Below are 24,259 nucleotides of genomic sequence, written 5' to 3' on the forward strand. Positions count from 1 at the left end.
ATGACGCAGGACATTCTGATCGAAGTGCGTGATCTCGCCGTTGAGTTTGTCACCGGCGAGCAATCACACCGTGTTGTGCAAGGCATCAATTTCGATATCAAACGCGGCGAAACCCTGGCACTGGTTGGCGAAAGCGGCTCCGGCAAATCGGTGACCGCACACTCCATTCTGCGGCTGCTGCCCTACCCCATGGCGCGCCATCCACACGGCAGCATTGAGTATGCCGGGCAAGACCTGCTGCACCTGGATGAGAAAAAGCTGCGGCATATTCGCGGCAACCGCATTGCCATGATTTTTCAGGAGCCCATGACCTCGCTGAACCCGCTGCACAGCATTGAAAAACAAATCAATGAAGTGCTGGGCATTCACATAGGCCTGACCGGCAAAGAGGCCACCCTGCGCACGCTGGAGCTGCTTGAGCTGGTGGGCATCCCCGAGCCACACAAACGCCTTAAAGCGCTGCCACACGAGCTGTCAGGTGGCCAGCGCCAGCGTGTCATGATCGCCATGGCCCTGGCCAATGAACCCGAACTGTTAATTGCCGACGAACCCACCACCGCACTGGACGTCACCGTTCAGTTGAAAATCCTCGAATTGCTCAAGGAATTACAGGCGCGTCTGGGCATGTCGCTGTTACTGATCAGTCACGATTTGAACCTGGTTCGACGAATTGCGCACAGAGTATGTGTCATGCAGCGCGGTTGCATCGTCGAACAAGCATCGTGTGAGCAATTGTTTCGTTCACCACAGCATCCGTACACCCGGGAACTGCTCAGCGCAGAGCCCAGCGGAGGCCCGGCTGACACGCTTGCCGGGGCGCCGTTGCTGGAAGTCGAGGACCTCAAAGTGTGGTTCCCGATCAAAAAAGGCTTGTTACGCAAGACCGTGGATTACGTCAAAGCGGTCGACGGGATTAACTTCAGCCTGCCTCAAGGGCAGACCCTGGGGATTGTGGGAGAAAGCGGATCAGGAAAATCGACGCTGGGCCTGGCGATTTTGCGCCTGATTGGCAGCGAAGGATTGATCCGTTTTGAAGGCAAACGGTTAGACTGCATGTCACGCCAGGAAGTAAGACCCCTGCGCAGAGAAATGCAGGTGGTGTTTCAGGACCCGTTTGGCAGTCTCAGCCCACGCATGAGCGTCAGCGAGATCGTCGGTGAAGGCTTGCGCATTCACCGTATGGGCACACCTGAAGAGCAGGAAAAGGCAATTATTGAAGCCTTGCGAGAAGTAGGTCTGGATCCGGAAACCCGGCACCGCTACCCTCACGAGTTTTCTGGCGGGCAACGGCAACGAATCGCCATTGCCCGGGCACTGGTATTAAAACCGGCGTTGATTCTGCTGGACGAGCCAACCTCAGCGTTGGACCGCACAGTACAACGCCAGGTAGTCGAGTTGTTACGCTCGCTGCAAACCAAGTACAACCTGACATATTTGTTTATCAGCCATGACCTGGCGGTAGTCAAAGCGCTGAGCCACCAACTGATGGTGGTCAAGCATGGCCAAGTGGTCGAACAGGGTGATGCGCAAAGTATCTTTGCCTCACCGCAACATCCATATACACAACAGCTGCTGGAAGCCGCCTTTTTGGCACCAGTGGCTGTCGATTAACCTGATAGAGGAACAACACATGGGTTTTCTCGCCGGTAAGCGCGTCCTGATCGTCGGTGTCGCCAGCAAATTGTCCATCGCTTCTGGCATTGCTGCCGCCATGCACCGTGAAGGCGCTGAACTTGCCTTCACTTATCAGAACGAAAAGCTTAAAGGCCGCGTTGAAGAGTTCGCCGCAGGCTGGGGCTCTGGCCCGGAACTGTGCTTCCCTTGCGACGTTGCCAGCGATGAAGAAATCGCCAAGGTTTTCGAAGACCTGAGCAAGAAGTGGGACGGCCTGGACTGCATCGTTCACTCCGTAGGTTTCGCCCCTGGCGACCAACTGGACGGTGACTTCACCGACGCCACCACCCGTGAAGGCTTCCGCATCGCTCACGACATCAGCGCCTACAGCTTCGTGGCCCTGGCCAAAGCCGGTCGCCCGATGATGAAAGGCCGCAATGGCAGCCTGCTGACCCTGTCCTACCTGGGTGCTGAGCGCACCATGCCTAACTACAACGTGATGGGCATGGCCAAAGCCAGCCTGGAAGCCGGTGTACGTTACCTGGCAGGCAGCCTGGGCCCGGAAGGCACTCGCGTTAACTGCGTGTCGGCCGGTCCGATCCGTACCCTGGCCGCTTCGGGCATCAAGAACTTCCGCAAAATGCTGGCAGCCAACGAAGCTCAAACCCCGCTGCGCCGTAACGTGACCATCGAAGAAGTCGGCAACGCCGGCGCCTTCCTGTGTTCCGACCTGGCCTCGGGCATCAGCGGCGAAATCATGTACGTAGACGGCGGCTTCAACACCACCGCTATGGGCAGCCTCGAAGAGTAATTGCTTCGGCGCAACCGCCAATAAAAACGCCCGGTGCAGAGTCTGCACCGGGCGTTTTTTGTTTTGGCTCACAGCCCGCGTCAGCTATCTGCCTCACCAGGCGCATGCTGCGCGGTAAATAGCCGCACGACGCTGGTCATGTTCTCTGCACCTAGCCCTTGCGCCATTGCCTGCTGAAACACCCCATGTGCCGCAGCGATGGTCGGTGCATCCCTGGAAATTCCGGCTTCATTCAACACGTATCCGAAGTCTTTCTCGATGAGTTCTACGGGAAACTGCGGGGCGAAGTTCTCTGCCAGCATCGTATTGGCAAGGTAAGTGGCAACCGGCGCCCAGACAGAAGTGCCTGCCATCGCCGCCAACACGTGCGAAGCATCGGCGCCACTGCGCTTAAGCATGCCGATGATCTCAGCCAAACCGGTTACTTGTATGCCTAACAAGGCATTGGTTGCGAGCTTGGTGAGCGCCCCATGCCCCAATGCACCGGTATGGTGGATACCAGAACCCAATGCACCCAGCACAGGACGACAACGCTCAAGCACCTGTGTGTCCCCGCCGATCAGGTAGGTCAACTGCCCTGTATCGGCCTGCAACCGGGATCCGGAAACGGGCGCCTCCAGCAGTGATACCCGTTGATGCTGCATGTGCGCACCCAGCATCTGTATCCAGCCCGACGTCAGGGTTGAACTCTCGATTGCGACAGTGTCGGGTGACATTCCCGCGAGCGCCCCACACTCAGGATCCAGCCATACGAAACGCGACACTTCATCATCACGCAGCATAGCGATCACAAACTCAGCGCCTTGGCTGGCGTCCCTTGGCGACACCGCCAGGGTGGCGCCCAAGTCAACCAACGGTTGCGCAGCCCGGCCCGTGCGGTTCCAGACCGTGACCTTATGCCCGGCGGCGATCAGTCGAGCGGCCATCCGCGACCCCATCGCCCCCAGGCCCAGTACTGTAATGTTGCTCATGCTTTAACAACCTGCTTGATAAGTGTGTAGAGAAAACGAATAGCATCAGGACCTGCGGGCTTTGCGCTCGCGGCTGATAAACAGCACCGCAAGCCCGGCCAACGCGAAAGCTGCCGATACAAACGGTATGGGCAACGGGCCGGCCAGATTGATCAACAGTCCCCCAACCAGAGAGCCCAGCCCGATCGCGGCATTGAATACAGAGACGTTGATAGAGGTGGCGGCATCTGCACCGCCTTCGATTTTGGATGCCTCTTTAAACACCAAGGTCTGCAGCAAGACGGGAAGCGCACCGTAGGCCGCGCCCCAGGCCGCAAGCGTGACAATGACCGCGGTGTGGCTAAGCGCAGCGGTATTCAGGCATGCCAGGCTCACGCCAAGCAGCACCGTCACTGCTCCCAGACTGGCCCGTGGCGCTCGCGCGGCAAAGGGCCCGATGGCAAAGTTGGTGACCACGCCCGCAGCGCCATAAACCAGCAAAAGCAAGCTGATCTGCGCGGCACTCTGCCTGGCTACCTGCTCGAGGTACGGTGCAATGTAGGTGTAAGCCAGAAAGTTACCGGTCACGACAAAGGCGGTGATCCCAAAAATCGCCAGCAAAGAACGACTCTTGAGCACAGACGACATGGCCCCGCGTTTGGCCGTTCGGGAAATACGCACAGCCGGGACAGACCAGACAATCAGCATGAACACGATCAGGCTCAGCACAGAGAGTGCCGCGAATACCGCACGCCAACCATAGAGATCGCCCAGCATGGACCCCGCAGGAACGCCAAGTACGGCGGCCAGTGAAACGCCGCCGAACACGATAGACGTCGCACGCACCGCATTGCGGGTAGCAACCAGGTGCACGGCGGTGACAACCGCGGTCGACCAGAACACACCAATGGCAGCGGCAACCAGAATTCGGCCGATGAACACAACGAAATAACCTGAGGCCAGAAAGGTAATCAGATTACCGATGCAACATACGGCCAGAAGACCCGACATCAGGGTTTTACGGTTGATGTGCCCCAACAGGCTGGTGAGAGGTGCGGCAGTGAGGGCCACCATGAACGCAAAGATCGTGACCAGGTAGCCTGCAACGCCCAGCGAGACGTGCAGCCCTTGGGCCAGTGCCGGTAGAACACCGACCGGCATGAGTTCTGTGCTGACAAAAGAAAAGCACCCCAGGCTTAAAGCGAGCACGGCGCTTGCACTTCGCCCTTTAGAGACCTTCATCCCGTGGTGTTGCGACGCTGAAGGATCAGGGCTTGAATCTGTAACTATCGATTGCATCATTTCATCCCGAATGAATGGCGATGGGAAAGGCCAACACACCCGATGAATGTGGTGTGCTGAGCGAGAGCCAGTGTGGGATTTACTTCGCAGAAGTGCGATAGCATGAGAGTCACAATATCCATGCCCCGGAGTCATTAATGCGAGCGTTCAGCCCCCAACTGCTTGAAGGCGTGGATGTCATGGCCGCAGTGGTCGACACACGAAGTTTTGGCGGCGCAGCCCAAGTGCTGGACATGTCCCAGTCCGGTGTCAGCAGAGCCGTCGCCCGACTGGAAACCCGATTGGGGATCCGGATTTTCGAGCGCACCACACGATCAGTCAGGCTGACCGAAGAAGGCCGTCATTTTTACGAGCAGGTGATGCCTTTGATCGGCGCTCTGGCCGAGGTCACCAGCAGTGCCGCCGGTGACGCACAAATGGTCCAGGGTCGCCTGCGCATCAATGTCGACCCGCTATTCGCACGCTTCATCCTTGGGCCGCGACTGGGGCCTTTTCTGGACAGCTATCCGGACTTGGAACTGGACATGCGCAGCAAGGAGGATCTGGGAGATTTGGTGGCAGATGGTTTTGATCTGGCACTGCGCTTTGGGCACCCTCTCCCATCGTCGCTTGTCGCCCGAAAACTGTTCGACACTCGGGTTTTGGCCATGGCATCCCCGGCCTACTTAGAACGTTTTGGGCATCCGACAGATCCACGCGAACTGGAAAACACGCCTCACCGCTGCATTCTTTTCCGGGAACCTGTGACGGGAAAACCGTTTGCCTGGGAGTTTCACCAAAAGCGTAAACAATTGACCGTGAAGCCCCAGGGGCAACTCACAGTCAATGACCCAGGAACGGTCTACAGCGCCTGCCTGGCAGGCCTGGGCATTGCCCAGCTATTCGAACTGGGGATCGAGCAATACACCTCATCAAATCAGTTGGTGCAACTGTTCCCCGAATGGTCGGACCAGCGATTCCCGCTCTACGCCTACTACCCGTCGCGCCATCACGTCCCGGCCAAGACTCGCGCCCTGCTCAGCTTTGTGATGGACCTGATTAAATAAAGGTGTTTTGTCAGCGTTTGGACCGCAAAAAAAATGGCCGCTCAGTGAGCGGCCATTTTTAGTGAAGCGATGCAGAGGGCTTAGTAGCGCTCAACCTTGGCTTCGTTTTCCAACTGCTTGCGGTAGGCAGCAAAGTCTTGCTGACCCGAACGCGACGCCAGGAAGCGACGGTAAGAAGCTTTCTCTTCGTCGGTTGGCTTCGCATCATCGTTTACGCCATTAAGGCGCAGTACGACAACGGTGCCATCAGCCAGGCTAACAGTGCTAAAGGTCGGCTTATCCTTGGCTGCCGGCTTAGGCATGCGGAAGACCGCTTGCAGCACGACAGGATCAATACCGTCCTGACCACGGGTGACGGCTTCATCAACTTTCCACGCTTGGCCGGCAACCGGCTGGTTCAACGCCAGCTTGCCATCGCGCAGATCTTTGATGATGCCTTCAGCCTTGGCTTTAGCAGCGCCAGCCGCCTGCTCTTTGACCAGATGTGCATGAATGCTCGAGGCAACGGCTTCCAGAGGCAGTTGCTCTGGCTTAAGGTGCTCTTTAACACGCAGAACCACAACGGTCTCAGGGTCAAGCTCAAGTGCGGTGCTATTCGCGCCTTCATCCATTACTTCGGTGCTGAATGCGGCTTGAACCACAGCGCGGTTGGCAGCGATGCCTTCGCCACCCTCACGACCAAACGGTGCCGAGGTATGAACGGTGAGGTTCAGCTCTTGCGCCGGCTGGGCCAGATCGGATGCTTCGAAAGCCGAGTCTTCAAGCTGCTTGGTTGCATCGACGAAGCGACGCTCAACCTGCTGGGTTTTAAGATCACGGGTCAGTTTGTCTTTCAAGCTGGCAAAGCTCGGCACTTCTGGTGCCTCAACGCCCAACAGCTTGATCAAGTGGTAACCAAAGCTGGTACGCACCGGCTCCGATACTTGATCTTTTTTCAACGCATAGACAGCCGTCTCAAACGTTGGGTCGTAGACACCCGGGCCTGCAAAGCCAAGGTCACCGCCGTTGGCAGCCGAACCTGGGTCTTGGGAGAACTCTTTGGCCAGTGCTTCGAAGCTTTCGCCTTTGGCCAAGCGCTGTTGAATGTCTTCAATTTTGGCTTTGGCTTGCGCGTCGCTGACCTTGTCGTTGACTTCAATCAGGATGTGCGCAGCGCGGCGCTGTTCAGCCAGGTTGGCTATTTCTTTCTGATAAAGCGCTTGCAGCTCATCATCTTTGACTGCCACCTGGTCGAAGAAGGCGGACTTCTTCAATTCGATGTAATCAATCACCACCTGATCAGGGGTCATGAACTCTTTGGCGTGCTCGTCGTAGTAAGCCTTGACCTCGTCATCGCTGACCTTCACCGCAGCTGGATCAGCCTTGATGTTCAGGGTGGCGAAATCACGGGTTTGCTTCTCAAGACGGGCAAACGCGTTCACTTCTTCGTCAGTCACGAAACCGCTGCCTGCCAAACCGGCACGCAACTGACCAATCAGCATTTCCTGACCCAGCATTTCGCGAAATTGCAGTCGGCCGTAACCCAGTTGACGAATCACCTGGTCGAAACGTTCAGGGCTGAACTGGCCATTGTCCTGGAACTCTGGTGTTTGCAGGATAACCTGGTCCAAAGCCGCTTCCGAGAAGGAGAACTTGGCCTGGTTGGCGCCTTGCAGCAACAGCTTGCGGTCGATCAACCCTTTAAGGGCTGCATCGTGCAGCATTTTTTCGTCCAGCAATGCAGGGTCGAAATCCTTGCCCAGTTGTTGCATCAACTGACGACGTTGCATGTCGACAGCCTGGCTGAGCTCAACCTGGGTGATTTCTTCACCGTTTACTTTGGCCGCATCCTTGCTGTGAGAGGTGGCTTGAAAAATCGCATCGAAACCGGTCAACGCCATCAACGCGACGATGACACCGATGATGGTCTTGGCAATCCAGCCTTGTGAATTGTCCCTGATATTTTGCAGCATGCTTCCCCCAGAAACGGTCTTGCACAATGAGCAACCGTGGAGCGTGGGTAGAGTCCGGATAGAAGAAAGGCGCATCCGAGGATGCGCCTTCTCGTAACTGGCGGAGCGGACCGGGCTCGAACCCGCGACCCTCGGCGTAACACGTCAATATAACCATCGACGGTACAACCGCTCCGCTGCCAAGCCTGGCGTGCGCCTGACCCGGTTGGGTAAAAAGTGTTACAGAAACTTAGTTAACCGCTTCTTTCAGCGCTTTACCGGCTTTGAAGCCTGGTTTTTTAGCGGCAGGAATTTCCAGCGTTTTACCAGTCTGTGGGTTACGACCTGTGCGAGCAGGACGATCGGTCACAGAGAAAGTACCGAAACCAACCAGTACCACAGAGTCGCCGGCCTTAAGAGCGCCAGTGACGGATTCGATTACTGCGTCCAGCGCACGGCCAGCTGCAGCTTTCGGGATATCAGCAGATGCAGCGATAGCATCAATCAGTTCCGACTTGTTCACTCTAAGTCCCCTTATATCTGTCTGAGTATGTTTCTAAAGTTTTTTGGTAAAGCTAAACGTTTGCCTGAGTATTACGGACACTTATAGAGCCGCTTTATAACAAGGGCTCTATACAGCGTCAAGAAAGCCCCTCAGGCAAATTCGTATTAATGCGTGCTAATTCTTTCCTTAGAGTCAGACTCGCGCTTCTCATCCTTGGCAACAATCTCAGGAGCCACATCTGGCAAGGGCTCCGGGGCGTATTGCAGCGCAATTTGCAGGACCTCGTCAATCCATTTAACCGGTTTAATCTGAAGATCCTGCTTGATGTTGTCAGGAATTTCCTTCAGATCGCGGACATTCTCTTCAGGAATAATGACCGTTTTGATTCCACCGCGATGGGCTGCCAGGAGTTTTTCCTTAAGACCGCCGATGGCCAGTACCTGACCACGCAGGGTAATTTCACCGGTCATTGCAACATCAGCTCGCACAGGAATCAGCGTAAGTGCCGACACCAGTGCCGTGCACATTCCTACACCCGCGCTAGGGCCATCTTTAGGCGTGGCGCCTTCGGGCATGTGAATGTGGATGTCACGTTTCTCGTGGAAATCCAATGGGATACCGAGGCTCTTGGCGCGACTGCGAACCACCGTCAACGCTGCGGTAATGGACTCAACCATCACATCACCCAGCGAACCGGTCTTGATCAACTGGCCTTTGCCAGGCACGACAGCCGACTCAATGGTGAGCAATTCGCCACCCACTTGCGTCCAGGCAAGGCCCGTCACTTGACCGATTTGATCTTCCTGTTCTGCCAAGCCATAGCTGAATTTTCTTACACCGAGGAAGTGCTCCAACAGCTCCGGCGTCACGGTGACGGCAAAGCGTTTTTCCAGCGCATGTTCCTTCACGGCCTTGCGGCAGATCTTCGCAATTTGACGCTCAAGGCCCCGCACACCGGCTTCACGGGTGTAATAACGGATGATGTCGCGGATGGCCGCGTTATCGAAAGCCAGCTCGCCTTTCTTCAAACCATTCGCTTCAATTTGTTTCGGAGCGAGGTATTTGACCGCGATGTTGATCTTTTCGTCTTCGGTGTAGCCCGGCAGACGAATCACTTCCATCCGGTCCAGCAAGGCTGGCGGGATGTTCATGGAGTTCGAGGTGCACAGGAACATGACGTCCGACAGGTCGTAATCAACCTCAAGGTAATGGTCGTTGAAGTTGTGGTTTTGCTCCGGATCCAGCACCTCAAGCAGGGCCGACGCCGGGTCGCCACGCATGTCGCTGCCCATTTTGTCGATTTCATCGAGCAGGAACAGCGGGTTGCGCACCCCAACCTTGGTCATTTTTTGAATCAATCGGCCCGGCATGGAACCGATGTAAGTCCGGCGGTGACCGCGGATTTCAGCTTCATCACGCACGCCACCCAAGGCCATGCGTACAAACTTGCGGTTTGTCGCGTGGGCAATGGACTCTGCCAGCGAGGTTTTACCCACGCCAGGCGGCCCTACCAGGCACAGCACAGGACCGCGAATTTTCTTCACGCGCTTTTGCACGGCGAGGTATTCGAGGATCCGCTCTTTGACTTCTTCCAGGCCGTAGTGGTCGGCATCCAGAATGTCTTCAGCGCGCTTGAGATCCAGACGCACTTTGCTTTGAGCCTTCCAAGGCACCTGTACCAGCCAGTCGATGTAAGAGCGCACGACGGTCGCTTCTGCCGACATTGGCGACATTTGCTTGAGCTTGTTCAGCTCAGCCTGGGCCTTGGTCATCGCATCTTTGGGCAAGCCCGCTTCATCAATGCGTTTTTTCAGCTCTTCGATTTCATTGTGACCTTCGTCACCGTCACCCAGTTCTTTCTGAATGGCTTTCATTTGCTCATTCAGGTAGTACTCGCGCTGGCTGCGCTCCATCTGTTTTTTGACACGACCACGAATGCGCTTTTCAACTTGCAGCAAGTCGATCTCGGCATCCAGCAACGCCAGCACATGCTCAACCCGGTCTTGCAGGTTGATGATTTCGAGGATTTCCTGCTTTTGCTCGATTTTGAGGGCCATGTGGGCAGACATGGTGTCTACCAGACGGCTCGGCTCATCAATGCTGTTGAGCGAAGACAGTACTTCAGCCGGGACTTTTTTACCCAGTTGTACGTACTGTTCGAATTGCGAGAGCAAGCTGCGTACGAAGACTTCGGACTCACGCTCTGCTACGGCCACTTCGTCAATCAGCGAGACTTCGGCGCTCAGGTAGCCATCTGCCTGGCCGAAGTGCTCCACAGCGCCACGCTGCTCGCCCTCAACCAGCACTTTAACGGTACCGTCCGGCAGCTTGAGCAGTTGCAGGACAGTTGCAATCGTACCTACACGATAGAGCGCGTCTTCGCCCGGATCATCGTCTGCAGGATTTTTCTGAGCCAACAGCAGAATCTGCTTGTCGCCCGTCATCGCAGCCTCAAGGGCCTCGATTGATTTCTCACGTCCCACGAACAGTGGGATAACCATGTGCGGATAAACAACAACATCGCGCAATGGCAGGAGAGGCAATTCGATGGTTGTCTTCATGATTTCGCCTCTACGGCGGCCATAAGGCCGTAATCAGGTGGAAGTAAGCTTGAAGCCAAGATGGGGGCTGTCTCGAAAAAAAACAAGCACTGAGCGACAGGAAAAACAAAGGGGCCCGAAGGCCCCTTCTTTAACACGCAATATGTCATACGCAGCAATACATTTACGCGTCAGGTGCAGCCTTGGCAGCCACTTCGTTGCTTTCGTAAATAAACAACGGTTGGGACTTACCTTCTATAACGCTTTCGTCGATCACCACTTTACTCACCTCGGACTGCGAGGGGATTTCATACATGGTATCGAGCAGTACGCTTTCGAGAATCGAACGCAGACCACGAGCACCGGTCTTGCGCTCAAGGGCGCGCTTGGCCACTGCTTTCAGTGCGTCTGCACGAAACTCAAGGTCAACGCCTTCCATCTCGAACAACTTGCCGTATTGCTTGGTCAGCGCGTTCTTGGGCTCAGTCAGAATCTGGATCAGTGCTGCTTCATCCAGTTCGTCCAGAGTAGCCAGAACAGGTAAACGGCCGACAAATTCCGGGATCAGACCGAACTTGACCAGATCGTCAGGTTCGACTTCACGCAGCGATTCGCCAACTTTCTTGCCCTCTTCCTTGCTGCGAACTTCGGCACTGAAGCCGATGCCGCCGCGAGTCGAGCGCGCCTGCACAACCTTTTCAAGGCCCGAGAATGCACCGCCGCAGATAAACAGAATGTTGCGGGTATCAACCTGCAAGAACTCTTGCTGCGGGTGCTTGCGACCACCTTGAGGCGGTACGGAAGCCACGGTGCCTTCGATCAGTTTCAGCAACGCTTGCTGCACACCTTCGCCGGAAACATCACGGGTAATCGAAGGGTTGTCAGATTTGCGCGAAATCTTGTCGATTTCATCGATGTAGACAATACCCATTTGGGCTTTCTCTACGTCGTAATCGCATTTCTGCAGCAATTTCTGAATGATGTTTTCAACATCTTCACCCACATAACCGGCTTCGGTCAGTGTGGTGGCATCAGCGATGGTGAAAGGTACGTTCAGCAAACGAGCCAAAGTTTCGGCCAGCAGGGTTTTACCCGAGCCGGTAGGTCCGATCAGCAGGATGTTGCTCTTGCCGAGTTCGACGTCGTCGTTCTTTTTGTCACGCTGGTTCAGGCGCTTGTAGTGATTGTAAACCGCTACAGCCAAAACCTTTTTGGCACGTTCCTGACCAATCACGTATTGATCAAGGATGCCGCTGATTTCTTTTGGCGAAGGTAATTTATGCGCGCTGCTTTCGGCTTGGGCTTCCTGCACCTCCTCACGGATGATGTCGTTGCACAAGTCGACGCATTCGTCGCAGATAAACACCGAGGGGCCGGCAATCAATTTGCGCACTTCATGCTGGCTTTTGCCACAGAAGGAGCAATAGAGCAATTTGCCGTTGTCCTCGCCGTTGCGGGTGTCAGTCATTCGATCGATCCAAATCCGATAGGCTTGCAACACAAGATGAAGGCAACTGCGGGCTTTTTCAAGCCCGCAGGTGGTCGGTTAATCCAACCACCTACATTTGGGCTGCTTAAGCGGGCATTTGACGCTTGCTGAACACAGAGTCGATCAAACCGTATTCGGCTGCACGCTCAGCGCTCATGAAGTTGTCACGCTCTGTGTCACGCTCGATGGTTTCCAGCGACTGACCGGTGTGATGGGCCAGCAACGAGTTCAAGCGATGACGGATGTTGAGGATTTCTTTGGCATGGATGTCGATATCCGACGCCTGGCCCTGGAAACCGCCCAGTGGCTGGTGAATCATCATGCGCGAGTTAGGCAGGCAGTGACGCTTGCCCGGTGCGCCACCGGCCAGCAGGAAAGCACCCATGCTGCAGGCCTGACCAATGCAAATAGTCGATACGTCTGGCTTGATGAACTGCATGGTGTCGTAGATCGACATGCCTGCAGTGACCGAGCCGCCTGGGGAGTTGATGTACAGATGGATGTCCTTGTCCGGGTTTTCGGCTTCAAGGAAAAGCAACTGCGCAGCTACCAGGTTGGCCATGTAGTCTTCGACAGGGCCTACCAGGAAGATGATCCGCTCCTTCAAGAGGCGCGAATAGATGTCGTAGGCGCGTTCGCCACGAGCAGATTGCTCAACAACCATCGGGACCAGGCCGCCTGCGGCCTGAATGTCAGAGTTCTGCTGAATATAAGAATTGCGGGACATGTCCGGCAGTCACTCCCAAAAAGTCTTGTCTGGAATACGCATAAGCCAGCTCGAGGCTGGCTTATGGTTGTGTTTTCTAACGAATCACAAATCAGTCGGCTTGTGGAGCTTCCACCGGCTTGACAGCTTCTTCGTAAGAGACCGCTTTATCGGTCACCTTAGCCTTCTGCAGAACAGTATCCACAACTTGTTCTTCCAGCACAACAGAACGAACCTCGTTCAATTGCTGATCATTTTTGTAGTACCACGCTACAACCTGCTCTGGCTCCTGGTAAGCGGAAGCCATTTCCTGAATCATGTCGCGAACGCGATCTTCGTCAGGCTTCAGATCGAACTGCTTAACCACTTCAGCAACGATCAGACCCAGTACAACGCGGCGCTTGGCTTGTTCTTCGAACAGCTCGGCAGGCAGTTGGTCAGGCTTGATGTTGCCACCGAATTGCTGAACAGCCTGCACGCGCAGACGATCAACTTCGTTGGACAGCAGTGCTTTTGGCACTTCAATCGGGTTGGCAGCCAGCAGGCCGTCCATTACCTGATTTTTAACTTTGGATTTGATCGCCTGACGCAGCTCACGCTCCATGTTCTTGCGAACTTCGGTGCGGAAACCTTCGATACCTGTTTCTTTGATACCGAATTGAGCGAAGAATTCTTCGTTCAGTTCTGGCAGCTTAGGCTCAGAAACAGTGTTCACGGTCACGGTGAACTCAGCAGTTTTGCCTGCCAGGTCCAGGTTCTGGTAGTCCTCAGGAAAAGTCAGGGTCAGAACGCGTTCTTCGCCTGCTTTAGCGCCAACCAGACCTTCTTCAAAGCCAGGGATCATACGGCCCGAGCCCAGAACCAGCTGAGTACCCTTGGCGGAACCGCCAGCGAATACTTCGCCATCAACCTTGCCAACGAAATCGATGTTCAGTTGGTCTTCGTTCTGAGCAGCACGCTCAGTTACTTCAAAGCGGGTGTTCTGCTTGCGCAGCACGTCCAGCATTTTGTCCAGGTCAGCTTCAGCCACTTCGGCGCTCAGGCGCTCGACGGCGATGGTGTCCAGACCCGTCACTTCGAATTCAGGGAACACTTCGAATGTCGCGATGTATTCCAGATCTTTGCCTTTCTCGAAGACTTTAGGCTCAACCGACGGTGCGCCAGCCGGGTTCAGCTTCTGCTCAACCACTGCTTCGTAGAAGGAAGCCTGGATCACGTTGCCCAGAGCTTCTTGACGCGCATCAGCTTCGTAGCGCTGACGGATCACGCTCATTGGCACTTTGCCTGGACGGAAGCCCGGGATTTTGGCCTTTTGGGCAGTCTGTTGCAGACGCTTGTTGACTTCAGCCTCAATACGCTCAGCTGGCACGCCAATGGTCATGCGACGCTCAAGAGCGGAAGTATTTTCAACAGAAACTTGCATGGATATTCCTCGTTGCACAGACATTAGCCGGCCGTTTCCGACCCCATAATCAAGGGCATGCATTCTAGTGGGTCAAACTCAAGAAGTCACCCTACCCAAATCGCACATAGAAACGACCGGTACATTATTAAGCACAAGCAATGATTTGCTTAACCCGCTCAAAATACACAAACCTTTACACACGACCCCGTTCAGAGCCTTCTATATAGAAGCAGAGAACACACATGCGCCTGACAAACGTCACCCAACACCGCGTGTACCCACCCCTGAACCGCTTAAACTTTTTAAACCAAAAAAAAGCGCATGCCTTTTCAGGTTCTGCGCTTTTTTAGTGTCTGACGAGCAAAATGCCTGCCCGGATGCAGTGAATAGACTTAAGCATCAAGACCTTATGACGACACAGTCTTAACACGCGAGGTCGAACTGCAGCCGCTTTTTTAAACGTCAAAAACAAAAACGCCAGATGGTTAATCTGGCGTTTTTTTAAATATGGGGTGGACGAAGGGGATCGAACCCTCGACAACGGGAGTCACAATCCCGTGCTCTACCAACTGAGCTACGCCCACCATATTGCATGTTGCACCTGACCGAACAAGCCTTGCTTAATCAGTCGAGCCAGCAATGTATCAATAGGCCACTAGTGGAACCAGCGAACTGAAGATTCACTACCTGTGCGCCAAGTTGCTGATACAGCCCCTATTGCACAATAAAAAAGCCGCCACAGGCGGCTTTCTCAATGGTTTCGCACAGCGATACATTGCGAAACCTAATTTGGTGCGGACGGAGAGACTCGAACTCTCACACCTTGCGGCGCTGGAACCTAAATCCAGTGTGTCTACCAATTCCACCACATCCGCATTTCAAACTTTTGAAGCAAAGACGCCAGATTATTAATCTGGCGTCCTTCTGAATATGGGGTGGACGAAGGGGATCGAACCCTCGACAACGGGAGTCACAATCCCGTGCTCTACCAACTGAGCTACGCCCACCATATTGCCTTTGCTGCTTTACTTGTGCCAAAGCTGCCTAATGGCGCACCCGGCAGGACTCGAACCTGCGACCATCCGCTTAGAAGGCGGATGCTCTATCCAGCTGAGCTACGGGCGCCTTATTAATCTGTACTCTGTGACGATTACAAACTAAGTGCTTTCAGTATCACCAAGCTGGACAACAACTTCGCTCTACCTTCTTAACCAGTGCTAGGCTGTGCCCGACAAGTGCGACGAATGTTATAGACGACCCTGAAAGTCGTCAACTGTTTTTTCAAAAAAGTTCAGAAATATAAAGGAGTTAGGGGAATTAGCAGACCAAGCGCCTTTGCCCGTACGCCACGGCATGCGAGAATGCACGTCCTTTCTCCACCCTTTACGATGGTTAATCACGCGTAATGACTGCACAACTAATCGACGGCAAAGCGATCGCCGCCAACCTGCGCAAGCAGATTGCCAAACGCGTCGCCGAGCGTCACGAGCAAGGCCTGCGCACTCCTGGTCTGGCAGTGATTCTGGTCGGCAGCGATCCTGCCTCCCAGGTTTATGTTTCGCACAAGCGTAAAGACTGCGAAGAGGTAGGCTTTCTCTCACAGGCCTATGACCTGCCGTCCGACACCACTCAGCAAGCGCTGACCGACTTGATCGACCGTCTTAATGATGACGCAAACATCGACGGCATCCTGCTGCAACTGCCGTTGCCTGAGCATCTGGACGCTTCCAGCCTGCTGGAGCGCATCCGCCCTGACAAAGACGTCGACGGTTTCCACCCGTATAACGTAGGCCGTCTGGCCCAGCGCATTCCATTGCTGCGCCCGTGCACCCCTAAAGGCATCATGACCCTGCTGGAAAGCACCGGTCAGGACCTGTACGGAATGGACGCTGTTATTGTCGGCGCCTCCAACATTGTGGGTCGCCCCATGGCCATGGAACTGCTGCTGGCGGGCTGCACCGTGACCGTGACCCACCGCTTCACCAAGGATCTGGCTGGCCACGTAGGTCGTGCCGACCTGGTGGTAGTGGCTGCCGGCAAACCTGGCCTGGTCAAGGGTGAGTGGATCAAGGAAGGCGCCATCGTGATCGACGTTGGCATCAACCGTCAGGCGGATGGCAAGCTGGTCGGCGACGTGGTTTACGAGACCGCCCTGCCCCGCGCCGGCTGGATCACCCCGGTACCTGGCGGTGTTGGCCCGATGACTCGCGCCTGCCTGCTGGAAAATACGCTGTACGCGGCTGAGACATTGCACGGCTAAACCGTAGCGTCTCGCAAAAAAAACGGCACCTTCGAGTGCCGTTTTTTATTGCAAAAAATCAAAAGATCGCGAGACAAGCTCGCTCCTACAAAGGAATTTCGATCACCCAGACAAACAAAAACCCGCATAAGGCGGGCTTTGTTTGAACAGCGAACAGCTTAGTCAGCCAGACGCCAGGTGGTGCCACCCTTGCCGTCTTCCAGCACAACGCCCATTGCCGTGAGCTGGTCGCGGATGCGATCCGACTCAGCCCAGTCCTTGCCTGCGCGCGCAGCCAAACGGGCCGCAATCAATGCATCAACTTGCGCCGCATCAACTCGCCCCTCAGCGCCCGCCTGCAAAAAGTCATCGGCTTCGAGCTGCAATACACCCAGCACATCGGCCAACTCTTTAAGACGCGCTGCCAAACCGGCCGCCGCCAATTCGTCCGACTCACGCAAACGGTTAATCTCGCGAACCATTTCGAATAGCACCGCACAGGCTTCGGGCGTACCGAAGTCGTCATTCATCACTTGAGTGAAGCGTTCTACAAACGCCTCACCACCGGCCGGCGCCACTTTCGGCAAGCCTTTGAGTGCGTGATAGAACCGCTCAAGCGCCGCTTTCGCGTCCTTGAGGTTGTCTTCGGAGTAATTGATCGAGCTACGGTAGTGGCTGGAAACCAATAGGTAACGCACCACTTCCGGATGATATTTCTCCAGAACGTCGCGAATGGTGAAGAAGTTGTTCAAGGATTTGGACATCTTCTCGCCATTGATGCGAATCATCCCACAGTGCATCCAGGCATTGGCGTAGGTTTTACCCGTGGCCGCCTCGCTTTGGGCGATTTCGTTTTCATGGTGCGGGAATTCCAGATCGCTGCCGCCGCCATGAATATCGAAGGTCTCGCCCAGGCAGCAGGTCGACATCACCGAGCATTCAATGTGCCAGCCCGGACGCCCTGGACCCCACGGCGACTCCCAGCTTGGCTCGCCCGGCTTGACGCCTTTCCACAGCACGAAGTCCAGCGGATCGTCTTTGGCCTCGTCAACTTCGATGCGAGCACCGATGCGCAAGTCTTCGATCTTTTTGCGCGACAGCTTGCCGTAGCCCATGAACTTGGCAACGCGGTAGTACACGTCACCATTGCCGGGAGCGTAGGCGTAGCCCTTGTCGATCAAGGTCTGGATCATCGCGTGCATGCCGGCGATATGGTCGGTGGCACGCGGCTCCATGTCCGGCTTCTTAATGTTCAGCAGGGCTTCGTCTTCATGCATCGCGGCGATCATGCGCTCAGTCAGTGCTTCAAACGTTTCACCGTTTTCATTCGCACGATTGATGATCTTGTCGTCGATATCGGTGATGTTGCGCACATACGTCAAATCGTAACCGCTAAAACGCAACCAGCGCGTCACCAGGTCGAAGGCAACCATGCTGCGACCGTGACCCAAGTGGCAGTAGTCGTACACGGTCATGCCGCAAACGTACATGCGCACCTTGTTGCCATCCAGAGGCTTGAAAACTTCTTTGCTCTTGGTGAGCGTGTTGTAGATCGTTAGCACGAGCTCTTCCTTAAAACTTGATCACTGGCCCCACGAATCACGCAGAGTCACGGTACGGTTGAATACCGGCTGACCTGGTTTCGAGTCCTTGATGTCTGCGCAGAAGTAACCTTCGCGCTCGAACTGGAAACGATCTTCCGGCTGTGCATTGCCCAGCGAGGGTTCAGCACGACAACCGGTCAGCACTTGCAGCGAGTCAGGGTTGATGTTTTCCAGGAAGCCAGCGCCATCCTCGGCCTTTTCAGGGTTCGGCGAACGGAACAGGCGATCGTACAGACGCACTTCACACTCGACGCTGGCTGCCGCCGGCACCCAATGCACCACACCTTTGACCTTGCGGCCTTCAGGGTTTTTGCCCAGGGTTTCAGGGTCGTACGAGCAGTGCAGCTCAATGATGTTGCCGTCAGCATCTTTAATTGCTTCATCGGCACGAATCACATAGCTGCCGCGCAGACGCACTTCGCCCGCAGGCTCAAGGCGCTTGTAACCTTTTGGCGGCTCTTCCATGAAATCGTCACGATCGATGTAAATCTCACGCGCGAATGGCAGCACGCGCACACCCATGTCTTCTTTAGGGTGGCAAGGCAGCTCAAGGTTTTCGACCTTGTCTTCAGGGTAGTTGGTGATGATCACTTTCAACGGGCGCAGCACGCACATGGCACGCGGGGCGCTGTGATCGAGGTCATCACGGATGCTGAATTCCAGCATGCCGAAATCCACTACACCGTCCGAGCGGTTAGTGCCGACCATGTCGCAGAAGTTGCGGATCGACTTGGGCGTGTAACCACGACGGCGGAAACCCGACAGCGTCGACATGCGCGGGTCGTCCCAACCGTTCACGTGCTTTTCATCCACCAGCAGTTTGAGCTTGCGCTTGCTGGTGATGGTGTAGTTCAGGTTCAGGCGCGAGAACTCGTACTGACGCGGCTTGCTCGGCACCGGCAGGCTGTCGAGGAACCACTCATACAGAGGGCGATGGCTTTCGAACTCCAGGGTGCAGATGGAATGGGTGATGCCTTCGATGGCGTCCGACTGACCGTGAGTGAAGTCGTAGTTCGGGTAGATGCACCACTTGTCACCGGTCTGGTGGTGGTGGGCATGGCGGATGCGATACATGATCGGGTCGCGCAGGTTCATGTTCGGCGAAGCCATGTCGATCTTGGCACGCAGCACGCGGGCGCCGTCCGGAAATTCACCGGCGCGCATGCGGGCGAACCAGTCCAGGTTCTCTTCGACCGAACGGTCGCGGAACGGGCTGTTCTTGCCTGGCTCGGTCAGGGTGCCACGGTATTCCTTGGCTTGCTCAGGACTCAGGTCGTCGACATAGGCCTTGCCAGCCTTGATCAGCTCGACCGCCCAGTCATGCAACTGATCGAAATAGTGCGATGCATAGCGCACTTCGCCAGACCACTGGAAGCCCAGCCACTTCACGTCGCTTTCGATCGCGTCGATGTATTCCTGGTCTTCCTTGGCCGGGTTGGTGTCGTCAAAGCGCAAGTGCGTAACGCCGCCAAATTCCTCGGCCAGGCCAAAGTTCACGCAAATGGATTTGGCGTGGCCAATGTGCAAGTAGCCGTTAGGCTCAGGCGGGAAGCGGGTCACGATCTGTTGGCATTTACCCGATTCAAGGTCCGCCTGCACGATTGGGCGCAGAAAATTGGCCGGTACAGCTGGGCCAGCCTTTGGATTCAGAGTGGGGTCGACAGTGGGCTTGCTCATAGGATCCTTGAACGTAACGGGTGCGCGGCCTGGAGCGGCCGACGAAATCAAAGCGCCTATCATAGCCGATGCTGTCAAGTCCCTGACAGAGCAGGCGACCAATCAAAGCAATTGAAATAGGGCTTTTAGCCCCCATATCGCAAAAACACCATCGAAATGCTCTGCGGGCAGGCTAAACTTCGCCCGCGGCTGTATCTACCCAGCCCAACCGGGGCTGACGGTGTCATACGATTTCCTCGCCCAACGAATTTTCTGATAGAGCGATAACGACATGTCAAAAGTAAAACTGACCACCAACCACGGCGACATCGTGATTGAACTGAACGCTGAAAAGGCGCCAATTACTGTCGCTAACTTCCTCGAATACGTAAAAGCCGGCCACTACGAAAACACTGTTTTCCACCGTGTAATCGGTAACTTCATGATTCAGGGCGGCGGTTTTGAACCTGGCATGAAAGAAAAGAAAGACAAGCGCCCAAGCATCCAGAACGAGGCGGATAACGGCCTGTCGAACGACAAATACACCATCGCCATGGCTCGCACCATGGAGCCGCATTCGGCTTCCGCGCAGTTCTTCATCAACGTGGCTGACAACAGCTTCCTGAACCACAGCGGCAAAAACGTTCAGGGCTGGGGCTACGCAGTGTTCGGCAAAGTGACCGAAGGCCAGGACGTTGTTGACAAGATCAAAGGCGTTTCGACCGGTTCCAAAGCGGGCCACCAGGACGTACCGGCAGAAGACGTGATCATCGAGAAAGCCGAGATCGTTGAGTGATACTGCTGATTTCAGATTTGCATCTGGAAGAGGAGCGCCCGGACATTACCCGGGCGTTTCTGGATTTCCTGTCCGGGCGCGCGCGCTCGGCACAGGCGCTGTACATTTTGGGAGATTTCTTTGAAGCCTGGATCGGCGACGATGCAATGACGCCCTACCAGCGCTCCATCTGCGAAGCGCTACGCGAATTGAGTGACAGCGGTACGAAGGTATTCCTGATGCACGGCAATCGCGATTTTCTGCTCGGCCAGGCCTTTTGCAAGGCGGCTGGCTGCACCCTGCTTAAAGACCCGAGCGTGGTCGATTTCTACGGCGAGCCGGTTTTATTGATGCACGGCGACAGCCTGTGCACCCGCGACGAAGCCTACATGCGTATGCGACGCTACCTGCGCAACCCGGTGACGGTGTGGATCTTGCGCCACTTGCCGTTGAGCACTCGCCATAAGTTGGCGCGCAAGCTGCGCAGCGAAAGCCGTGCGCAAACCCGCATGAAAGCCAACGACATTGTCGACGTGACCCCCGAGGAAGTACCGCGGATCATGGAGCACTTCGGGGTCAAGACCCTGATCCATGGCCACACCCACCGCCCCGCGATACACAAATTGCAACTTGGCGATTACGCCGCCAAACGCATCGTACTCGGCGACTGGGACAAACAAGGCTGGGCCTTGCAAGTGGATGAACAGGGCATGCAACTGGCGCCGTTTGAGTTCGTCAATTCGCAACTGGCGCTACCTCACGCCACCCAATAAACACTGCCCACTGTAGGAGCGAGCTTGCCTCGCGATCTTTTACAAGATCAAAAGATCGCGAGACAAGCTCGCTCCTACGAGGTTTGCGTCCAATCAGGCGTTAATGCCCGCTCGCTGCCGGTCCTGGCTTGGCGGCAAATGGCGGCTTGGCCAGCCATACCAGCAAGATCAAGCCCATAAACATCCAGCCCATCAGCGTGAAGTAGTCCACGGTCGAGAGCATGTACGCCTGGCTGGTCAGCACTTGATCGAGCTGGGCATACGCCTGGTTGCTCGCCCCACCCAAGCTGTCCAGCGCATGCCGGGTGACCGGATCATAGGTACTCAAGCTTTCACTCATGTAGGCATGATGCTGATCGGCACGACGAATCCAGATCCAGGTGGTCAGGGACGCAGCAAAACTACCGCCCAATGTCCGCAGGAACGTGGCCAGGCCCGCGCCGTCAGCAATTTGATGAGGCGGCAAGTCCGACATCAGAATGCTCAAGGTCGGCATAAAGAACAGAGCCACCCCGATCCCCATAAACAGCTGCACCAGTGCAACGTGCTGGAAGTCGACCTCATTGGTGAAATCGGCACGCATGAAGCAGCTCAGGCCGATCGCCAAAAAGGCCAGCCCGGCCAGCAGGCGCAGGTCGAACTTGTTCGCGTACTTGCCCACAAAAGGCGACATCAATACCGGCAAAATCCCAATCGGCGCCACCGCCAACCCCGCCCATGTCGCGGTATAACCCATTTGGGTCTGCAACCATTGCGGCAAGATCAGGTTGATACCGAAGAACCCGGCATAGCCCAGCACCAACACGATGGTGCCGATCCGGAAGTTGCGGTAAGCAAACAGGCGCAGGTTCACAATCGGGTGTTTGTCGGTCATTTCCCAAATGACAAAGGCCGCCAACGCCACCACAGACAACGCCGTGCCCATCAGGATGAAGTTGGATTCGAACCAGTCCAGGTCATTACCCTTGTCGAGCACAATCTGTAGCGCGCCGACGCCAATGATCAGCGTAATAAGCCCTACGTAGTCCATTGGCTGGCGAGTAATCACCACCGGCCGCGCCTTGAGCTGCTGACGCACCACCAGCACCGCAAAGATGCCAATCGGGATGTTAATAAAGAAGATCCATGGCCAACTGTAACTGTCCGTGATCCAGCCACCCAAAATTGGCCCGGCAATCGGCGCCACCACCGTGACCATCGCCAGCAATGCCAATGCCATCCCCCGTTTCGCTGGGGGGTACACCGCAATCAACAAGGTTTGCGTCATCGGATACAGCGGCCCGGCCACCAGACCTTGCAGCACACGAAAACCCACCAGCTCAGGCATGGACGTCGAAATACCGCACAAGAATGAAGCCAGTACAAACAGCACCGTGGCCCACAAAAACAGTTTCACTTCGCCAAAGCGCCGGCTCAACCAGCCCGTCAATGGCAACGCAATCGCGTTACTCACCGCAAAAGAAGTAATAACCCACGTACCCTGCTCCGAACTCACCCCCAGGTTGCCGGAGATGGTCGGCAAGGCAACGTTGGCGATGGTGGTGTCGAGCACCTGCATAAAGGTCGCCAGCGACAGGCCAATGGTGGCGAACAGCAGGCTGGGCGGGGTAAAAGACGCGTTTGTGCTCATCGCAAATCCTTTAAAACCAGGGGGACAGCCCCGCCAGTGCAGCGGGGCTTATGGATTGGCGAATTAGCGTTGGGCGGCGGAATTGCCCGCCACAGCGCTGTTGCTTTCAATCAGGCGGGAAATCAGGGTGTCTGCTTCAGCCAGCTGTTGCTCGTACACGTTGGTGGTGAACATCGCCTTCTGCGGCGGCTGTTGCGCCAGCACCGGGCCGCTCTGGTCATGCAGGTTCACGTCAACCGTGGTCGACAGCCCGATGCGCAGCGGGTGCTTGGCCAGCTCATCGGCATTGATGTGGATACGCACGGGAACACGCTGAACAATTTTGATCCAGTTGCCGGTCGCGTTTTGCGCTGGCAACAGGGCAAACGCGCTGCCGGTGCCCGCACCGATGCTGTCGACGGTACCGCTGTACTTGACGTTGCTGCCATACAGGTCCGATTCAATTTCAACCGGCTGGCCAATGCGCATCTTGTCCAGTTGGGTTTCCTTGAAGTTGGCGTCGATCCACAGCTGGTTAAGCGGAATAACTGCCATCAACGCGGTGCCTGGCTGAACCCGCTGCCCCAATTGCACGGTACGTTTGGCGACATAGCCGGTCACCGGTGCAATCAACGTGGTGCGTGCGTGTTCCAGATACGCCTGACGCAACTGCGCAGCGGCTGCCAGCACATCCGGATGGTTGGCAATGGCCGTGTTGTCTACCAGCGCGCTGGTGGTGTCGAGTTGCTGCTCGTTATTGCGTAAGGCACTTTGTGCAGACGCCAGGTCATCCCGCGCATGGGACAGCTCTTCTTGGGAAATAGCCCCGCTTGCTGCCAGGTTTTTCCGGCGATTGAAGTTGTCCTGGGCCTTTTGCACAGCGACTTTTTGCGCCGCCACCTGCGCTTTGGTACCGCTCACATTACTGAACAGGCCGCGAACCTGACGCACAGTGCGGGCCAGGTTGGCTTCGGCGCTCTGCAAACCGACCAGCGAATCGCTCGGATCAAAGTTAAGCAGCACCTGCCCTTCATGAACCAGATCGCCATCATCGGCGCCGATGCTCACCACCGTCCCCGCCACCAATGGCGTGATTTCGACCACGTTGCCGTTGACATAGGCGTCGTCGGTGCTCTCGCTCCAACGGCCATACAACTCATGCCAGCCCCAGACGCCCAGGCCGACCAGGATGACCAAAATGGCCAGACCACTCAGCCAGAGTTTACGTTTACGCTGATTACCAGCGTCCTGATTGTGTTGCGCTTCATTCGGTGTTTGCACAGTAGCCATGACGATTACCTAAA

18 protein-coding genes and 4 tRNA genes are annotated in these 24,259 nt (G+C 55.8%); 6 read left to right on the plus strand and 16 right to left on the minus strand.

Translation table 11 applies throughout. The features are described 5' to 3' along the window. A complete protein-coding gene (locus tag GHO41_RS03590) occupies positions 1-1,611 on the plus strand; it encodes an ABC transporter ATP-binding protein (RefSeq protein ID WP_153432985.1) in 1,611 nt (536 codons plus the stop codon). A 19-nt stretch (positions 1,612-1,630) separates the two neighbouring features. Beyond that, a complete protein-coding gene (gene fabI / locus GHO41_RS03595) occupies positions 1,631-2,425 on the plus strand; it encodes an enoyl-ACP reductase FabI (protein ID WP_048373041.1) in 795 nt (264 codons plus the stop codon). An 80-nt stretch (positions 2,426-2,505) separates the two neighbouring features. On the opposite strand, the gene GHO41_RS03600 is transcribed toward fabI, so the two are convergent. After that, complete coding sequence (locus GHO41_RS03600; RefSeq protein WP_153390524.1) at positions 2,506-3,396, minus strand: NAD(P)-dependent oxidoreductase; 891 nt, start codon at positions 3,394-3,396, stop codon at positions 2,506-2,508. Positions 3,397-3,441: 45 nt separating this feature from the next. Further along, the gene (locus GHO41_RS03605; protein ID WP_053225296.1) at positions 3,442-4,584 is read right to left on the minus strand and encodes an MFS transporter; all 1,143 of its coding nucleotides are present in this window, start codon (positions 4,582-4,584) and stop codon (positions 3,442-3,444) included. 230 nt (positions 4,585-4,814) lie between these two features. On the opposite strand from GHO41_RS03605, the gene GHO41_RS03610 reads away from it, so the two are divergent. Then, entirely contained in the window at positions 4,815-5,723 is a 909-nt protein-coding gene (locus GHO41_RS03610; protein WP_048373035.1) for a LysR family transcriptional regulator, read from the plus strand. An 80-nt stretch (positions 5,724-5,803) separates the two neighbouring features. Here the strand turns inward: GHO41_RS03610 and GHO41_RS03615 are convergent, their stop codons facing one another. From GHO41_RS03615 to GHO41_RS03660, 10 genes are all read right to left on the minus strand, one after another. Beyond that, positions 5,804-7,675, minus strand: coding sequence for a SurA N-terminal domain-containing protein (locus GHO41_RS03615; protein ID WP_153327686.1), 1,872 nt, complete (start codon positions 7,673-7,675; stop codon positions 5,804-5,806). Between the two features lie 229 nt (positions 7,676-7,904). Beyond that, positions 7,905-8,177 (minus strand): HU family DNA-binding protein, encoded by a 273-nt coding sequence (locus GHO41_RS03620; protein WP_003183171.1) that lies wholly within the window; start codon positions 8,175-8,177, stop codon positions 7,905-7,907. Between the two features lie 146 nt (positions 8,178-8,323). Further along, positions 8,324-10,720, minus strand: a complete 2,397-nt coding sequence (gene lon / locus GHO41_RS03625; RefSeq protein WP_048373033.1) for an endopeptidase La — start codon at positions 10,718-10,720, stop codon at positions 8,324-8,326. Between the two features lie 163 nt (positions 10,721-10,883). Further along, entirely contained in the window at positions 10,884-12,167 is a 1,284-nt protein-coding gene (gene clpX, locus GHO41_RS03630; protein ID WP_048373032.1) for an ATP-dependent Clp protease ATP-binding subunit ClpX, read from the minus strand. Positions 12,168-12,273: 106 nt separating this feature from the next. Then, positions 12,274-12,915: an ATP-dependent Clp endopeptidase proteolytic subunit ClpP gene (gene clpP / locus GHO41_RS03635; RefSeq protein WP_048373031.1), complete on the minus strand. Its 642-nt coding sequence runs from the start codon at positions 12,913-12,915 to the stop codon at positions 12,274-12,276. 91 nt (positions 12,916-13,006) lie between these two features. Continuing rightward, on the minus strand, positions 13,007-14,317 hold the full coding sequence (gene tig, locus GHO41_RS03640) for a trigger factor (RefSeq protein WP_048373030.1): 1,311 nt from the start codon (positions 14,315-14,317) through the stop codon (positions 13,007-13,009). 490 nt (positions 14,318-14,807) lie between these two features. Beyond that, positions 14,808-14,883, minus strand: a tRNA-His gene (locus GHO41_RS03645). A 206-nt stretch (positions 14,884-15,089) separates the two neighbouring features. Beyond that, positions 15,090-15,174: transfer RNA gene (locus GHO41_RS03650), tRNA-Leu, on the minus strand. 56 nt (positions 15,175-15,230) lie between these two features. Further along, a tRNA-His gene (locus tag GHO41_RS03655) sits at positions 15,231-15,306 on the minus strand. 41 nt (positions 15,307-15,347) lie between these two features. Next, positions 15,348-15,424 (minus strand) — tRNA-Arg (locus GHO41_RS03660). Between the two features lie 280 nt (positions 15,425-15,704). On the opposite strand from GHO41_RS03660, the gene folD reads away from it, so the two are divergent. Then, the gene (gene folD / locus GHO41_RS03665) at positions 15,705-16,559 is read left to right on the plus strand and encodes a bifunctional methylenetetrahydrofolate dehydrogenase/methenyltetrahydrofolate cyclohydrolase FolD (RefSeq protein ID WP_048373029.1); all 855 of its coding nucleotides are present in this window, start codon (positions 15,705-15,707) and stop codon (positions 16,557-16,559) included. Positions 16,560-16,717: 158 nt separating this feature from the next. On the opposite strand, the gene cysS is transcribed toward folD, so the two are convergent. Beyond that, positions 16,718-18,100: a cysteine--tRNA ligase gene (gene cysS, locus GHO41_RS03670; protein WP_048370409.1), complete on the minus strand. Its 1,383-nt coding sequence runs from the start codon at positions 18,098-18,100 to the stop codon at positions 16,718-16,720. 21 nt (positions 18,101-18,121) lie between these two features. Then, positions 18,122-19,819, minus strand: a complete 1,698-nt coding sequence (locus GHO41_RS03675; RefSeq protein WP_153330168.1) for a glutamine--tRNA ligase/YqeY domain fusion protein — start codon at positions 19,817-19,819, stop codon at positions 18,122-18,124. A 271-nt stretch (positions 19,820-20,090) separates the two neighbouring features. On the opposite strand from GHO41_RS03675, the gene GHO41_RS03680 reads away from it, so the two are divergent. Together GHO41_RS03680 and lpxH are read left to right on the plus strand one after the other, a co-directional pair. Then, positions 20,091-20,594 carry a peptidylprolyl isomerase gene (locus tag GHO41_RS03680; RefSeq protein WP_048370414.1) on the plus strand — a complete coding sequence of 168 codons (504 nt, stop codon included), beginning with the start codon at positions 20,091-20,093 and terminating at the stop codon, positions 20,592-20,594. Next, on the plus strand, positions 20,591-21,346 hold the full coding sequence (gene lpxH, locus GHO41_RS03685) for a UDP-2,3-diacylglucosamine diphosphatase (RefSeq protein WP_048370416.1): 756 nt from the start codon (positions 20,591-20,593) through the stop codon (positions 21,344-21,346). The genes GHO41_RS03680 and lpxH overlap by 4 nt, the downstream gene beginning before the upstream one ends. Positions 21,347-21,446: 100 nt before the next feature. Here lpxH and GHO41_RS03690 read toward each other — a convergent pair whose 3' ends face one another. Together GHO41_RS03690 and GHO41_RS03695 are read right to left on the minus strand one after the other, a co-directional pair. Next, on the minus strand, positions 21,447-22,976 hold the full coding sequence (locus GHO41_RS03690) for a DHA2 family efflux MFS transporter permease subunit (protein WP_048370417.1): 1,530 nt from the start codon (positions 22,974-22,976) through the stop codon (positions 21,447-21,449). Positions 22,977-23,039: 63 nt separating this feature from the next. After that, entirely contained in the window at positions 23,040-24,245 is a 1,206-nt protein-coding gene (locus GHO41_RS03695) for an efflux RND transporter periplasmic adaptor subunit (RefSeq protein WP_048370419.1), read from the minus strand. Positions 24,246-24,259 lie beyond the last annotated feature (14 nt).

It is taken from the genome of Pseudomonas sp. FSL R10-0399, assembly GCF_009600165.1.
In the GTDB taxonomy this organism is placed as follows: domain Bacteria; phylum Pseudomonadota; class Gammaproteobacteria; order Pseudomonadales; family Pseudomonadaceae; genus Aquipseudomonas; species Aquipseudomonas helleri.

What these genes read in the sequence shown, in the direction of transcription:
- fabI (WP_048373041.1), top strand. Translation starts at nt 1,631, where the DNA reads ATGGGTTTTCTCGCCGGTAAGCGCGTCCTGATCGTCGGTGTCGCCAGC.
- GHO41_RS03615 (WP_153327686.1), bottom strand. Translation starts at nt 7,675, where the DNA reads ATGCTGCAAAATATCAGGGACAATTCACAAGGCTGGATTGCCAAGACC.
- GHO41_RS03600 (WP_153390524.1), bottom strand. Translation starts at nt 3,396, where the DNA reads ATGAGCAACATTACAGTACTGGGCCTGGGGGCGATGGGGTCGCGGATG.
- tig (WP_048373030.1), bottom strand. Translation starts at nt 14,317, where the DNA reads ATGCAAGTTTCTGTTGAAAATACTTCCGCTCTTGAGCGTCGCATGACC.
- GHO41_RS03690 (WP_048370417.1), bottom strand. Translation starts at nt 22,976, where the DNA reads ATGAGCACAAACGCGTCTTTTACCCCGCCCAGCCTGCTGTTCGCCACC.
- lon (WP_048373033.1), bottom strand. Translation starts at nt 10,720, where the DNA reads ATGAAGACAACCATCGAATTGCCTCTCCTGCCATTGCGCGATGTTGTT.
- GHO41_RS03695 (WP_048370419.1), bottom strand. Translation starts at nt 24,245, where the DNA reads ATGGCTACTGTGCAAACACCGAATGAAGCGCAACACAATCAGGACGCT.
- clpP (WP_048373031.1), bottom strand. Translation starts at nt 12,915, where the DNA reads ATGTCCCGCAATTCTTATATTCAGCAGAACTCTGACATTCAGGCCGCA.
- folD (WP_048373029.1), top strand. Translation starts at nt 15,705, where the DNA reads ATGACTGCACAACTAATCGACGGCAAAGCGATCGCCGCCAACCTGCGC.
- GHO41_RS03590 (WP_153432985.1), top strand. Translation starts at nt 1, where the DNA reads ATGACGCAGGACATTCTGATCGAAGTGCGTGATCTCGCCGTTGAGTTT.
- GHO41_RS03680 (WP_048370414.1), top strand. Translation starts at nt 20,091, where the DNA reads ATGTCAAAAGTAAAACTGACCACCAACCACGGCGACATCGTGATTGAA.
- GHO41_RS03675 (WP_153330168.1), bottom strand. Translation starts at nt 19,819, where the DNA reads ATGAGCAAGCCCACTGTCGACCCCACTCTGAATCCAAAGGCTGGCCCA.
- GHO41_RS03610 (WP_048373035.1), top strand. Translation starts at nt 4,815, where the DNA reads ATGCGAGCGTTCAGCCCCCAACTGCTTGAAGGCGTGGATGTCATGGCC.
- clpX (WP_048373032.1), bottom strand. Translation starts at nt 12,167, where the DNA reads ATGACTGACACCCGCAACGGCGAGGACAACGGCAAATTGCTCTATTGC.